The 15,409-nt window shown below is 69.6% G+C and carries 5 protein-coding genes; 3 read left to right on the forward strand and 2 right to left on the reverse strand.

Translation table 11 applies throughout. From position 1 onward, the window contains the following. The 3 genes from ACFV2O_RS12740 to ACFV2O_RS12750 form a co-directional block, all read left to right on the forward strand. A partial coding sequence (locus ACFV2O_RS12740) for an amino acid adenylation domain-containing protein (RefSeq protein WP_379251926.1) occupies positions 1 to 10,809 on the forward strand: 10,809 nt, incomplete at its 5' end. Positions 10,810 to 11,047: 238 nt separating this feature from the next. After that, the gene (locus tag ACFV2O_RS12745; RefSeq protein WP_355076310.1) at positions 11,048 to 12,037 is read left to right on the forward strand and encodes an alpha/beta hydrolase family protein; all 990 of its coding nucleotides are present in this window, start codon (positions 11,048 to 11,050) and stop codon (positions 12,035 to 12,037) included. A 134-nt stretch (positions 12,038 to 12,171) separates the two neighbouring features. Further along, positions 12,172 to 13,413 carry an Nramp family divalent metal transporter gene (locus ACFV2O_RS12750; protein ID WP_355076312.1) on the forward strand — a complete coding sequence of 414 codons (1,242 nt, stop codon included), beginning with the start codon at positions 12,172 to 12,174 and terminating at the stop codon, positions 13,411 to 13,413. A gap of 22 nt (positions 13,414 to 13,435) precedes the next feature. Here ACFV2O_RS12750 and ACFV2O_RS12755 read toward each other — a convergent pair whose 3' ends face one another. Both ACFV2O_RS12755 and ACFV2O_RS12760 read right to left on the reverse strand, forming a co-directional pair. Continuing rightward, positions 13,436 to 14,461: an SDR family oxidoreductase gene (locus ACFV2O_RS12755; RefSeq protein WP_356964880.1), complete on the reverse strand. Its 1,026-nt coding sequence runs from the start codon at positions 14,459 to 14,461 to the stop codon at positions 13,436 to 13,438. 48 nt (positions 14,462 to 14,509) lie between these two features. Beyond that, on the reverse strand, positions 14,510 to 15,325 hold the full coding sequence (locus ACFV2O_RS12760) for an enoyl-CoA hydratase-related protein (protein ID WP_379251927.1): 816 nt from the start codon (positions 15,323 to 15,325) through the stop codon (positions 14,510 to 14,512). Between the last annotated feature and the right edge of the window lie 84 nt (positions 15,326 to 15,409).

A 15,409-nucleotide genomic window follows, 5' to 3' on the forward strand; every position in this document is an offset into this window, starting at 1 on the left:
GATGATCTGATCGGTATGTTCGTCAATACCGTGGTGTTCCGGTCCCGGATCGATGGCGGCGAGTCGTTCGCGGATGTGCTCGCCCGTCAGCGGGATATCGATCTGGCTGCGTTCGCGCATGCGGATGTGCCGTTCGAGCGGTTGGTGGAGGTGTTGAATCCGCCGCGGTCGACGGCGCGTCATCCGTTGTTCCAGGTGGGGTTGTCGTTTCAGAACGTCGCGCGGGCGGTGTTGGAGTTGCCGGGTTTGTCGGTGGCTGGTGTGGACGCGGATTTGGATGTGTCGCAGTTCGATCTGCATTTGATCGTGGGTGATGCTTATGCGGAGTCGGGTGCTGCTGGGGGTATCGGTGGGTTTTTGACGTATGCGACCGATCTTTTCGATCGGGCGACGGTCGAAGGGTTCGCTGATCGGCTCTCGCGCATCCTCGCCGCCGTGGTCGCCGATCCCACCGTCCCGGTCGGGGATATAGACCTACTCGCCGACACCGAGCGCACCGACGTGCTCACCGCGTGGAACGACACCACCCATCCGGTGGAACCCGCCACATTGGCATCGCTACTGCGCCGGACCGTCGCGGCGACGCCGGGAGCCGTCGCGCTGGTCGCGGACCTATCCGGCGGCGACCGCGTCGAGCTCAGCTACGCCGAGCTGGCCGCCCGGGTGAACCGCCTAGCCCGTTACCTGATCTCGGTGGGCGTCGGCCCCGAAACCCGGGTCGCGCTCGCGTTCCGCCGATCGGTGGATCTGGTCGTGGCGATGTACGCGGTGGCCGAAGCCGGTGGGGCGTATGTACCGGTCGACCCCGACCAAGCCGCGGACCGGACCGACTACATCCTCTCCGTCTCCGCCCCGGTGTGTGTGCTGAGCAACGCGGAGTCGGACTTCGATACCGATGTCGCTCCGGTGGTGCGGCTCGAAGACCTGGAACTGACCGCGGTCGCGAGCGTGCCGCTCACCGACTCCGAGCGGGGCGTGCCCCTACGGCCGGAGAACACGGCCTATGTCATCTTCACGTCGGGTTCGACCGGACGCCCGAAGGGCGTCGCGGTGCCACACGCGGCGGTCGTGAACCAGTTGCTATGGAAGACGGCCGAGTTCGAGCTGACGCAGGACGACTCGGTGCTGCTGAAGACGGCGGCCACGTTCGACTTGTCGGTGTGGGAGTTCTGGTCGGCCGCGGTCTGCGGTGGCCGTCTGGTGATCGCCGCGCCGGATGGTCATCGGGACCCCGCGTATCTGCACGAGCTTATGGTGCGGGAATCGGTCACCACCCTGCACGCGGTGCCGTCGATGCTGAGGGCGCTGTCGGCACACCGGCCTGCGGCGGACGACTGGTCGCCACGGCGGGTGTTGGCGATCGGTGAAGCGTTGCCGGGTGCGTTGGCGCAGCGGTTCTTGCGTGAGAATCCGCGTACGGAATTGTTCAATTTGTATGGTCCGACCGAGGCGGCGGTGTCCATCACCAGCCACCGGGTCGGTGATACCGACCGGGTTTCGGTTCCCATTGGTGCGCCGGTGTGGAACAGTCGGGTGTTTGTGCTGGATGGGCGTTTGCGTCCGGTGCCGGTGGGTGTGTCGGGTGAGTTGTATTTGGCTGGTGCGCAGTTGGCGCGTGGCTATTTCGGTCGTGCGGATCTGACGGCGGATCGGTTCGTGGCGAATCCGTTCGAGCCGGGTGCGCGGATGTATCGCACCGGTGATTTGGTCGCTTGGACCGGTACGGGTGAGCTCGAGTATCGGGGTCGTACGGACTTCCAGGTGAAGATCCGTGGTTTCCGTATCGAGCTCGGTGAGATCGAAGCAGCGTTGCTCGCCCTGCCGCAGATCGCGCAGACGGCGGTGATCGCGAAGTCCGACCCCAGGACGGGTGACCGGTTGGTGGCTTACCTGGTGGCGAGTGACGCCGAGGTCGGTGTGGATGTGGCGCAGGTGAAGTCGGAGCTCACCGCCAACCTGCCGTCGTACATGGTGCCGTCGGCGTTCGTGGTGTTGGATGCTCTGCCGTTGAACGTCAATGGCAAGTTGGATCGTAAGGCGTTGCCGGAGCCGGAGTTCGAGGTCCAAGCCTTCCGGGCACCGTCGACTCCGATCGAGGAGATCGTGGCGTCGGTGTTCGCCGAGGTGCTCGGGGTGGAGCGTGTCGGTGCGGATGACGATTTCTTCGCTTTGGGTGGTAATTCGCTGTTGGCGACGCAGGTGGCGGCGCGGATCGGCGCGGCACTGGATGCCCGTGTGCCGGTCCGCGCGATCTTCGAGGCAGCGACCGTCGCCGCACTCGCGATCAAGGTCGAGCGGGGCTCCGGTGAACGCAAACGCATCCCGCTCGTCGCGGGTCCGCGTCCGGACCGCATCCCGCTGTCGTTCGCGCAACAGCGCATGTGGTTCCTCAACCAGTTCGACACCTCGGCCTCGGTCTACAACATCTCGGCCGCTATCCGCTTGTCCGGCGACCTGGACGTGGCCGCGTTGCGGCTTGCCGTCGCCGACCTCGTCGCCCGTCACGAGATCCTGCGCACGATCTACCCGCAGACGCCGGACGGCCCGGTACAGCGGGTCCTCGCTCCGCACGAGGTTGCGGTGGATCTGGCTCCCGTGCAGATCGGCGACGAGCACGTCGCGGGCGAGATTCAGCGGGTCGTCGCCGCGGGCTTCGACGTGACGGTCGAGGCGCCGTTGCGCGCGAAGCTGTTCCAGCTCGCGGGCACCGAATACGTGCTGGTCTTCGTCGCCCACCACATCAGCGCCGACGGCTGGTCGATGGGCCCGCTGACCAGGGACCTGATGCTGGCCTACGTGGCGCGCACCGGCGGCCAGGCGCCGTCCTGGGCCCCGCTGCCCATCCAGTACGCCGACTACGCGCTCTGGCAGCGCGACGCGCTCGGCCCCGACGACGACCCCGAGTCGCCGGCGGGCGAGCAATTGGATTACTGGACCACCGAACTCGCCGACCTGCCCGACGAGCTGAACCTGCCCGCGGACCGGCCGCGCCCGCCCGCCCAGTCCTTCGCGGGCGGAAGAACGGATTTCGTCGTCGAGGCCGACGTGCACGCCGCGCTGGCCGATCTCGCGCGGCGGCACAACGCCACGCTGTTCATGGTGGTACACGCCGCGTTCGCGGTGTTATCGGCTCGTCTGTCCGGCACCGAGGACATCGCCATCGGCACGCCCGTCGCGGGCCGCGGCGAAGCCGAACTGGACGACCTGATCGGCATGTTCGTCAACACGCTGGTGCTGCGCAGCCGGGTCACGCCCGGTCTCGGCTTCACCGAACTGCTGGCCCGCACGCGGGAAACGGACCTGCGCGCCTTCGCCAACGCCGACATCCCGTTCGAGCGACTGGTCGAAGTGCTCGCCCCCGAACGCTCGGCCGGTCGCCATCCGCTGTTCCAGGTGGCGCTGTCGTTCGAGAACCTGTCCGCGACCGGCTTCGAGCTACCCGGTCTGAGCCTCACCGCGCTCGACCCGGCCGCCGACACCGCCAAGTTCGACCTGCTGCTGACCGTGCGCGAGCAGCGCGCCGAATCCGGTGCGGAAGCCGGCCTGGCCGCCGAATTCACCTACGCTCGTGACCTGTTCGACGAAGCGACCGTGGTCGAGTTCGGCCGCAGGTTCCGTCGCATCCTGTCCGCGGTCGCCCAGCGCCCGGACACCGCCGTCGGGGATCTGGAGATCTTGGACGACTCCGAGCGCGCGGAGCTGATCGCCCGTACCGGCGCACCCGCCGTGCCGCCGCGCACGCTGCCGGAACTGATGGCCGCGGCCGTCGCCGGGAATCCGGCCGGAATCGCCGTGGTCGCGGACGACCGCACCTTCAGTTACGCAGAACTCGACGCGGCTTCGGCGCAATTGGCGCGGGCGCTGATCGACCGCGGCGCGGGACCGGAAGTGCCGGTCGCCATCGCGATCCGTCGTTCGGTGGAATCCGTGCTGGCACTGTGGGCGGTGACCAAGACCGGGGCGGCGTTCGTTCCGATCGACCCGACCTATCCGGCCGACCGCGTCGCGCGCATGGTCGCGGACTCCGGCGTAGCACTCGGCGTGACGCTCACCGCCGAACTGGACAACCTGCCCCTGCCCGGCGGCTGGCTCGCCTTGGACGATCAGGACTTCACCCTCGACGTCGCAATGCGCTCGGATAAGCCATTGCGGCCCGACGAGCTGCGCGGACCGCTGCGCGCGAGCAACGCCGCGTATGTGATCTACACATCCGGCTCCACCGGCGTGCCGAAGGGCGTCGTGGTGACCCACGAAGGCCTGGCGAATTTCAGCGCCGAACAGGTGGAGCGCTATCGGCTCGACAGTTCCACCCGTGCTCTGGCGTTCGCGTCGCCTTCGTTCGACGCGTCGGTGCTGGAACTGCTGCTCGCCCTGGGTTCCGCGGGCGTGCTCGTGGTTGCGCCGCCATCGACCTTCGGTGGCGCGGAACTGGCCGAGCTGATCCGCGCCGGAGGCGTCACGCACGCCTTCCTCACGCCGTCGGTGCTCGCCTCGCTCGATCCGGACGCGTTGCCGGGAATGCGGGCCGTCGTGGCGGGCGGCGAAGCGGTGCCCGCCGATCTGGCGGCCAAGTGGACGACCGTGTCCGAACGCGATTTCCACAATGGTTACGGGCCGACCGAAACCACCATCATGACCAACATCAGCGACCCGCTCCGGCCCGGCGAACCGGTCACGATCGGCGGACCGATCCGCGGGATGCGGTCGTTGGTGCTCGACAGCAGGCTGCGCCCGGTGCCCGAGGGCGTCGCGGGCGAGTTGTATCTGGGCGGCATCCAGCTCGCGCGCGGCTATCACGCGCGCTCGGCACTGACCGCCGCTCGCTTCGTGGCGGACCCGTACGGCGTGCCCGGCGAGCGTCTCTACCGCACCGGCGATCTGGTGCGCTGGCGCCGCGGCAGCGGTGCGCCGGTCCTGGAGTACCTGGGCCGCAACGACTTCCAGGTCAAGGTGCGCGGCTTCCGCATCGAACTCGGCGAGATCGACGCCGCGCTCACAGCCCAGCCCGAAGTCGACTTCGCCGTGACACTCGGCCGCGAAACCGGTTCGGGCGCCACCATGCTGGTCTCGTACGTGCTACCCGCCGAGGGGGCGACGGCCGACCCGTCCGTGCTGACCGAACGGATCGGACGCAGACTGCCGGAGTACATGGTTCCGGCGGCGATCGTCGTGCTCGACGCGATTCCGCTGACCCCAGCGGGCAAACTGGACCGCAAGGCGCTGCCCGCGCCCGAGCCGGCCCTCCGCGCCTACCGCGCGCCGCGAACCCCCGCCGAACTGGTGATCGCCGAGGTGATCGGCGAGGTGCTCGGTCTCGAACGGGTCGGGATCGATGACGACTTCTTCGCCCTCGGCGGCGACAGCATCGTGTCCATCCAAGTGGTCTCCCGCTCGCGCGCACGAGGTGTGACCTTCGCGCCGCGGGACGTCTTCGAATGCCGGACCGTCGCCGCGCTGGCCCGCGCCGCCGCGGTGGAGGGCGGCGGCCCCGGTGACGAGGCGGGCGAACTACCGCTGACGCCGGACGCCGCGCGGATGCTGGACGAAGGCATCGAAGTGCGGGCCATCGCGCTCGACATCCCCGAGACCTGCTCCGTGGATACGGTGCACGGCGCGGTCGCCGCCGTGCTCGAGCGGCATCCGATGTTGTGGGTACAGCTGCGCTACGGCGAGGACGGCACGCCGGTGCTGCGCATTCCCGCCGCCGCCGAACGCACCGGCGAGGCGTTCCGCAGGCTGGACCCGCAGCGCGGCGAGACTTCGCTGCCCATCGACGACGTTGTGCAGGCGGTCGCGGCCGCCCTCGACCCCGAACAGGGCCGCAACATCTACTTCGTGCTCACCGGCGGACCCGAGGCTCGCTCCACACTGATCGTCGTGGCCAGCAGCCTCGTCATCGACGACGTTTCCTGGCGGGCGGTCGTCGACCAGCTCACCGCACGATGGGAGCGGGCGCGCCACGCCGCGCCCGCGAGCGCCGAAGCCGACCTCGGCGTGCTCATCCGCGCCCTCTCGGCCAAGGCGCACGATCCGGTCACCGTCGCCGAAATGGATTGGTGGCGACCAGCGCTCGGCTCCGTCCCGGAGGGCGCGGGAACCGAGGGACGGGATCTGCACGCACGCAGCCGGGTATCGCTCACCATCACCGCGGAGGGTGCGGCGGCCGTCGCCGCGGCCGCCGAGGCCTACCACGCCGGGGTGGAGGACATCCTGCTCACCGCGCTGGCGCTGGCACTGCAGACCTCCGCGGGAGAGACCGTTACACGCGCCATCGGTTCGGTCGTCCGGCTGTCCGCCGACGGTCGCGCGGCCACCGACGCCGATGGGGCGAGCACGGTGGGCGGCTTCGTCACCGAATATCCGCTGCCGTTGCGGTTGAGCCGCATCGACATCGATGAGGCCCTGATCGGCGGACCGGCGGCGGGCATCGCGATCGCGCAGATCAAGGAGTTGCGTCGGTCGGTGCCCTCGCGCGGTGTCGGCTACGGCCTGTTGCGCCATCTCAATGCCGAGACCGCCGCCGAGCTGCGTGGCCTCGGGCGTGGCCGGTTCGCGCTGCGCTACCGGGATCTGCGTCCGGCGCGGGTGCACACCGACATCCCGTCCGACGACCTGCTGCTCGTACTGACCGTCGACGCCACCGACGACGGCCTGCTCGCCCGGTTCGACTTCGCCGCCGCCGCGTTCCGCGGTGAGGACGCGAAAACGTTCGCCGAGCACTGGATCCGCGCGCTCGGCGGCCTCGCCGAGCACGGACTGCGCCCGGACGCGGGCGGCTACACCCCCTCCGATTTTCCGCTGGTGCGGCTCAAACAGCCCGACATCGACCGCTTCGCCCGCGCCTACCCCGACCTGTCCGACGCCTGGCCGCTCACCCCGCTGCAATCGGGCATGTTGTTCCACGCCCTGCTCGCGGAGCGCTCGGTGGACGTCTACACCACCCAGTTCGTGCTCGATCTCAGCGGCGCGGTGGACGCCCGCCGGATGCGCGCGGCCGCGCAAGCGGTGCTGGACCGGCACGACAACCTGCGCGTCGCCTTCGCCGACGACAGCGAGGGCAAGCCCGTACAGATCGTGCAGGATTCGCTGGAGGTGCCGTGGCGGCTGATCGATCTGGGTCAGCTGGAACCCGAAGCGGCCCGAGCCGAACTGGAGCGGATCAAGGCGGCGGATCTGGCCGACCACTTCGACATGCGGACCGCGCCGCTGCTGCGGTTCGCGCTGATCCGCTCCGCCGCGGCCCGCTACCACCTGCTGGTGACCAGTCACCACATCCTCGTCGACGGCTGGTCCATGCCGCTGTTGATGAAGGATCTGCTCACCCTGTACGCGTTCGGCGGCAAATCCCGGCACCTGCCCTCGGTGCCGTCCTACCGCGACTATCTGGCCTGGCTGGTCGCTCAGGACGCGGAAGCGGCCCGTTCCGCGTGGCGCGCCGCGCTGGCCGGTGTCACCGAGCCGACGCCGCTGGCGCCGGTCGATCCCGGCCGCGAGATCGCCTCGGGCGTGGGCGAAGTCGGGTTCGAGTTGTCCCCGGCCGACACCACCGCGCTGACCCGGCTCGCGTCGGGGCTGGGCGTCACGGTGAACACCGTGGTGCAGGCGGCCTGGGGGCTGTTGATCGGTCGCACCGCCGACCGTGACGACGTTGTCTTCGGCGCCACCGTGTCCGGCAGGCCGCCTCAGCTGGACGGTGTCGAGGCGATGGTCGGCCTGTTCCTCAACGCGATCCCGGTGCGGGTGCGGCTCGACCCGACCGGCACGCTGGGCGGGCTGCTGCGGCAGCTACAGGCCGAGCAGGCCGCCCTGCTGGACTATCACTACCTGGGGCTGAGCGACATTCAGGAAGCCGTCGGCGTGGAGGGGCTGTTCGACTCGCTCGTCGTGTTCGAGTCGTTCCCGGTGGACCGGGAGGGCCTGGACCGGGCGGGCGCCATCGACGGTATGAGCGTCACCGGCGTCGGCGCGGTCAACGGAACCCATTACCCGTTCACGGTCATGGTGGTGCTGGACAACCAATTGCGCGTCTCGGTGAAATACCTGCGCGACGTCATCGACGAACCGGCGGCGCTCGCGCTCGCACAGCGGCTCTCGGCGCTGATCGGCCGCTTCGTGACCACTCCTCAGGCGCGCGTCGGCGATATCGACGTGCTGCTGGACGCCGAGCGCGCCGAGCTGGCCGCGCACAACGCCACCGACGTGCCGGAACTGCTCGACGGCGCGACGTTGACCTCCCTGTTCGACGCGCAGGTGGCGCGCACGCCGGACGCGCCGGCGGTCCGCTTCGGCGACACCACGCTCACCTACGCCGAACTCGACTCGCGCGCCCGGTCGTTGGCCGTCGAGCTGATGCGCTGGGGCGTCGGCCCGGAGACGCTGGTCGCCGTGGCCATGCGGCGCGGCATCGACCTGGTCGTCGCGATCTACGCGGTGCTGCGCGCCGGTGGCGGTTACGTCCCGATCGACCCGGACCACCCGGCCGAACGCAACGAGTACGTCCTCGGCAGCGCCGCCCCGATCTGCGTTCTGACCACCACCGCGGACGCGTTCGACACCGCGACCGGTGTGCCGGTGGTCGCCGTGGACACGCTGTATCTGCTTCCGTACGAGGGCCCTTGGCCGCAGGAGGAGGTGCGTCCGGACACCGTCGCCTACGTCATCTACACCTCCGGCTCCACCGGCCACCCCAAAGGCGTGATGATCACGCACCGGCAGATGGTGAATCAGTTCCGCTGGGCGCAGTCGGCCTACCCGCACGGCGGCGACGACGTGGTGCTGCACAAGACGCCGATCACGTTCGACATCTCCGCCTGGGAGTTGTTCTGGCCGTTGCAGACCGGGGCGTCGATCGTGGTCGCCGCGCCCGACGGGCATCGCGACCCGGCCTATCTGGCCCGCGTCATCGTCGACAACGCGGTGACCACGGCGCATTTCGTGCCATCGATGCTGGACGCGTTCTCGGATCCGGTGGCAGGCCCGACCGTGGCGTACCCCTCGCTGCGCCGGGTGTTCGCCGCGGGCGAGGCGTTGTCCGGGGCGACCGCGAGGAAGTTCGCCGCGGCCGTGCCGGGCGCCGAGCTGATCAACTGGTACGGCCCCGCCGAGGCCACCGTGGTCACCGGCCATCGCGTGCGCGACACCGCCGCGGCGGCGGTTCCGATCGGCGTCCCGGCGGCCAATACCCGCGTGCACGTGCTCGACCGGCAGTTGCAGCCGGTGCCGCCGGGCGCGGCGGGCGAGTTGTACGTCGCGGGTGCGCAATTGTCGCGCGGCTATCTCGGAGCCCCGGCCCTGACGGCCGAGCGTTTCGTCGCCCATGCGGGCGGCACCCGGCTCTATCGCACCGGGGATATCGTGCGCTGGCACGACGGCGCGCTGGAATACCTGGGCCGCAGCGACTTCCAGGTCAAACTGCGCGGCCAGCGCGTGGAACTCGGTGAGATCGAGGCCGTGCTGACGAGTCATCCGCAGGTGCGGCACGCCGCGGTCTCGGTGGTGCGTGGCGCCACCGGCGATCGGCTGGTCGCGTACGTCGTCGGCGCGCCGGGGACGACCCTCGACGAAGCCGCGTTGGCGGCGCACGCCCGCGCCGCGCTGCCGTCGTACATGGTGCCCTCGGCTGTCGTCGCGCTCGCCGAGCTTCCGCTCAACGCCAGCGGCAAACTCGACCGCAAGGCGCTGCCCGCGCCGCCGTTGGTGGCGCGTCCGTACCGCGCGCCGGGCACGCCGCTGGAGCGGACCGTGCTCGAGGTGTTCGACGAGGTCCTCGAACCCGGCCCGGTGCATCGGGTCGGGATGGACGACGACTTCTTCGGCCTCGGCGGCACCTCGCTGGTCGCCACGCGGGCGGTCAGCAGGCTGCGCACGCTCACCGGCGCCGAGGTGCGGGTGCAGTGGTTCTTCACCGACCCGACCCCGGCGGCGCTGGCGGCCCGGATCATGGCCGCGCTGGCCGACGATCACGACTACGACCAGGACTCGAACGCGGCGCTCGGCGTGCTGCTGCCGATCCGCACCATGGTGCCGCACGACGTGGCCGCCGCCGAGCCGCTGTTCTGCCTGCATCCGATGTACGGGTTGTCCTGGTGCTACGCGGGCCTCGCGCGCTACGTGCCCGCAGGCACGCCGATCTTCGGCCTGCAGTCCCCCGCGCTCACCGAAGAGGGCTACCTGCCGGAGTCGCTGTTCGAGATGGCGCACCGCTACGTGGCCGAGATCCGCGCGGTGCAGCCGCACGGGCCCTACCGGCTGCTCGGCTGGTCGCTCGGTGGTGTGCTGGCGCACGCGGTGGCGACCGAGCTCCAGGCCGCGGGCGAAGAGATCGGCCTGCTGACCATGCTCGACAGTCACCCCGACATCGACGTCACGGATTTCCGGGCGGCGATCCGCGAGGCGCTGGCCGAACTCGGCATCGGCGCGGACGCCCTGCTGCCCGGCGAGGGCGACGTCCACGATCTGAGCGAGGACGCGCTGGCCGCGCTGCACGCCACCATCCCGCCGGACATGGCGGTGCTCACCCCGGACCGGGTGCGCCGGATCTACCGCAGCGCGGTGCGCTCGGCCGAGTTGATCGCCGAGCACCGGCCGGACGTCTTCCGGGGCCGATTGGACTACTTCAGCGCGGCCGGTCACGACACCGCGGCGGCCGGCTGGCAACCTTATGTCGACGGCCGGGTGGACGACCATCCCGTCGGTGTATCGCACGATCAGATGACATCGCCGGAAGCGCTCGCGCAGATAGGTCCCAGATTGTCCGAGTTGCTCGATCCCCCGGGGTGGGAAGCGACACGGAACATGGGGCGGTCATGATCGAGCCGACACCGTTCCGGCATGATAGGGCAACGGTGCGGTAACGAAGTCCACTGTTGTGACGACTACATAGGCCGTATGGTCGGGCGGGATGCCTGGGCATCCACCCCGGCGTGTGGGGCATGCAGAGCGAATCTCGAGACGAAGCGAAGGTGCGAAATTGATACGTCGACAGAGCCGGCGCGGTGGCCTGCGGGCCGCGGCCGCCATCGCGGCAACCGCGGTGCTCGCGGGGATGATGACCGGTCTCGGCGCGTCCAGCGCGACAGCTGATCCGATCATCGATTCCAAGACTCTGTTGGGCAACCCGGTCGCCCCGGACGGTTCGCGTATCACCAAGGCCGAGTACAAGGACGCGCGCAGCATCCGGCTGTACGTGTACTCGGCGGCGATGGACGAGAAGGTCATCATCGACGTCCAGCGCCCGGCCGACGCCTCCGTGCCGCGTCCGACGCTGTACCTGCTCAACGGCGCGGGCGGCGGCGAGGACGAAGCCTCGTGGCAGGCGAAGACCGACGCGCTGCAGTTCCTGTCGGACAAGAACGTCAACGTGATCCAGCCGATCGGCGGCAAGTGGAGCTACTACACCGACTGGATCAAGGACGACCCGGTACTCGGCCGCAACAAGTGGAAGACCTTCTTCACCGAGGAGCTGCCCCCGCTGGTCGACGGCGCGCTGGGCACCAACGGCGTGAACGCCATCGCGGGCCTGTCCACCTCGGGCACCACGGTGCTTGCGCTGCCGATCGCCAAGCCGGGCCTGTACCGGGCGGCCGCGGCCTACAGCGGTTGCGCGCAGACCAGTGACCCGGTCGGCTCCGAGTTCGTCAAGCTGACCGTCGAGACCTGGGGCGGCGGCAACACCGACAACATGTGGGGTCCGGAAGGCTCGCCGGACTGGGTGGCCAACGACCCGTACGTGAACGCCGAGGGGTTGCGCGGGCTCGACCTCTACATCTCCACCGGCAACGGCCTGCCCGGCCAGTACGACACGCTCAACGGTCCGTACGCGCTGCCCGGCGCATACGGTCTGGCCAACCAGATCGTCATCGGAGGCGTGATCGAGGCGGGCACCAACTACTGCACGCACAACCTGAAGAACAAGCTGGACCAGCTGGGCATCCCGGCCACCTACAACTTCCGCGACTCGGGCACCCACTCGTGGGGCTACTGGCGCGACGAGTTCCAGCTGTCGTGGCCCGTGCTCGCGAAGGGGCTCGGTATCTGATCCGAATCGAGCCGGGACCGCCCGGCCAGATTCCTCCGACCGCCTGGTCGCCGCTGTCGCGCGACCAGGCGGTCGTCTTTATGGGGTAGCCTTCACAAAAAAGTTCGGGAACCCGTAAAATTCAGTTCGTGGGTATTACGTTGGTCGAGTCGACCAAGTCCGTCACCGGGCGCGCGCGTGCCGCGACCGTTCTGCTGGGGCCCGCGTTCGTCGCGGCCATCGCGTACGTCGATCCCGGCAACGTCGCGTCCAACATCAGCGCGGGCGCGCAGTTCGGCTACCTCCTGGTCTGGGTCATCGTGCTGGCCAACGTGATGGCGGGGCTGGTCCAGTTCCTCTCGGCCAAGCTCGGCCTGGTCACCGGGTGGTCGCTGCCGGAGGCGGTGCGCGCGAAGGCGAGCGGTCCGGTCCGGCTGGCCTACTGGGGCCAGGCGGAGACGGTCGCGATCGCCACCGACCTGGCCGAGGTGGTCGGCGGCGCCATCGCGCTCCATCTGCTGTTCGGCCTGCCCCTGCTGGTCGGCGGCGTGATCACCGGCGCGGTGTCGATGGTTCTGCTGCTGGTGCAGGACCGTCGCGGCCAGCAACCGTTCGAGCGGGTGATCACCGGGATGCTCGCGATCATCGCGATCGGATTCCTGGCGAGCGTGGTCATCGCCCCGCCGTCGGCCGGGGGCACGGTGGGCGGTCTCCTGCCGCGCTTCCAGGGCACCGAGAGCGTGCTGCTCGCCGCCGCCATGATCGGCGCCACGGTCATGCCGCACGCGGTCTACTTGCACTCCGGCCTGGCCCGCGACCGGCACGGGCAACCGGCGCCGGGGCCGCTTCGCGCGAGGCTGCTGCGGATCACCAAGGTCGACGTCGGGCTGGCCATGATCTTGGCGGGCACGGTGAACCTGGCCATGCTGCTCATGGCGGCCAACACCCTGCGGGGCCGAAACGTCGAGACCATCGAGGACGCGCACGCGGCCGTCGGCGACGTGCTCGGCCCGGCCGCCGCGCTGCTGCTCGCGATCGGCCTGCTCGCCTCCGGCCTGGCCTCGACGTCGGTCGGCGCCTACGCGGGCGCGATGATCATGCAGGGCCTGTTGCACCGGCGAATCCCACTGATCACACGCAGGCTGATCACGTTGATCCCCGCCATCGCGGTCCTGGCGCTGGGGATCGACCCGACCCGCGCGCTCATCATCTCCCAGGTGGTGCTGTCGTTCGGCATCCCGTTCGCGCTGATTCCCTTGGTGCGCTTCACGAGTGACCCCACGCTGATGGGCGCGGACGTCAACCATCGCGTGACCACCGCGTTGGCCTGGACGGTCGCGGCGATCATCTCCGTGCTCAATGCCGCCCTGATCTATCTCACCGTCACCGGGCGGTAGGCCGCCCGGCGCGGCGCGCCGATCAGACCCAGTTCTCGATCCAGTACTTCCAGATCCGTGGTGCGTAGGCGTCCAACGGCGGAACCCTGATGTCGGTGCCCGCCAGGGCCGCGCTGGTGTGCCTGCAGTCGAACCAGCAGGCGAATTCACTGTGCTCCAGCACGTCCAGCGGCACACCGACCCGGGGCAGCAGCCAGTTCGCGCCGGGGACCCGCAACATCATGTCCAACGTGCGCTTGGGCATCACCTCGACCAGATGCGGCGCGCCCGCCTCGTCGGCGAACAGGTTCAGCGCGTCGACCGCGCTCTGCCTGCGCGGATCCACCAGGTGATAGGTGATCTTGTCCGAGCCGGCGCGATGCGCGATGTGATCGAGGGCGCGAGCCACGAAATCCACCGGGACCATGTTCGTCTCGCCCAGTTTGGGCACCAGGACCGGCAGCAGCCTCGGCAGCTGCGCGCCCATGCGCAGTAGGCGGAAGAAGTAGTACGGGCCGTCGATCCGATCGATCTCGCCGGTCCTGGAATGCCCGATCACGATCGACGGGCGATAGATCCGCCAGCGCAGCGACGATTCCCGGACGATCCGCTCGCCCTCGAACTTCGCTCGCTGCATCGGGGTGGCCAGCGCCTGCCCGTGATCGAACATGTCCTCGGTGAACAGGCCCTCGGTGGACCCGGCCACCTCCACGGTCGAGACGTGGTGCAGCAAGCCGACGCCCAGCTCCTCGGCGACGTCGACCAGGTGCCTGGTCCCGCCGCCGCGCTCGGTCAGGTCGTAGCCCCCGGCCAGATGGAAGACGTGCTCGATGGCGCCGCGATGCCGGGCCAGCCAGGTCGGATCGATGCCGAGTCCCGGGGCGCCCAGATCGCCGCGCACCGGACGGACGCGGTCGCCGCCCGCCCATTCCTGCGCGCAGCAGGCGAACCGGTCGGCCGAGGCGTCGCCCGGCCGAACCAGCACGTGAATATCACCCTCGCGTTTCAGGAGCTCAGGGATGAGAAAACGACCGATGAACCCAGTTGCCCCGGTAACCAGGTAAGTCATAGCCGATGAACATAGTCGCCTGTCGGTGGCTACGTTCCGGCGGGCTGATCAGTCGGCGAAGACGGGCTTGCGCTTGCTGAGCATCGCGGTGGCGCCCTCGATGAAATCGGGGGAGCGCAGCAGCTCGGTCTGACCCGCCTTCTCGGCGGCCAGGGCCGCGTCCAGCGCCGTCAGCGTGGCCTGGTTCAGCGCGTGCTTGGTGAGTTCCAGCGCGCGGCGCGGACCCGTGGCGATCTTCTCGACCCCGGCCTCGACCGCGGCGTCGAGTTCGTCGTCGGGCACGACGGCGGTGAACAGACCGGCGGCCGCGGCTTCCCGGGCGGGCAGCCGTTCGCCGAGCAGTGCCATCCGCGCCGCCAGCGGGCGGCCCGCCGCCGCGGCCACCAGCGCGGCCGCCCCGCCGTCGGGCATCAAGCCGATGTTGATGAAGGCCAGCAGCAGGTAGGAGTCCTCGCTCGCGTAGACCAGGTCGGCGGCCAGCGCGATGCCGACGCCGACGCCCGCCGCGGCGCCGCGGATGCGCACGATCACCGGGACCGGCGCGTCGACGATGGCCCGCACCAGCCGGTTCGCCGCGTCCATCACCATGTCCGAGGTGATGCCCCGCTGCGCCTCGTCCGCGCTCGCGGAGAGATCGGCGCCGGTGCAGAAATCGCCGCCCTCGCCGGTCAGTACGATCGCCCGCACCGCGCGGTCGTCCGCCGCCGCGCGGAAGGCGTCCCCGAGCGCGACCATGGTGTCGTAATCGATGGCGTTCTTCCGCTTCGGGTTGGTGATCGTGATCCGGAGCACCTTGCCGTCCTGGACCGCGCTGAACTTCGCGGCGGAGGGGGCGGCCGGGGCCGCGGAATCATTGTTGCTCACGTTTGCTCCTAAGCTGCAATTCGCCGGACGCCAGGCTGTGAATAGTGGTTAACTTTGCGAATTGTGGTTAACTTAGGTTCCATT

This window comes from Nocardia sp. NPDC059691 (assembly GCF_042733915.1).
Classification (GTDB): Bacteria; Actinomycetota; Actinomycetes; order Mycobacteriales; family Mycobacteriaceae; genus Nocardia; species Nocardia sichangensis.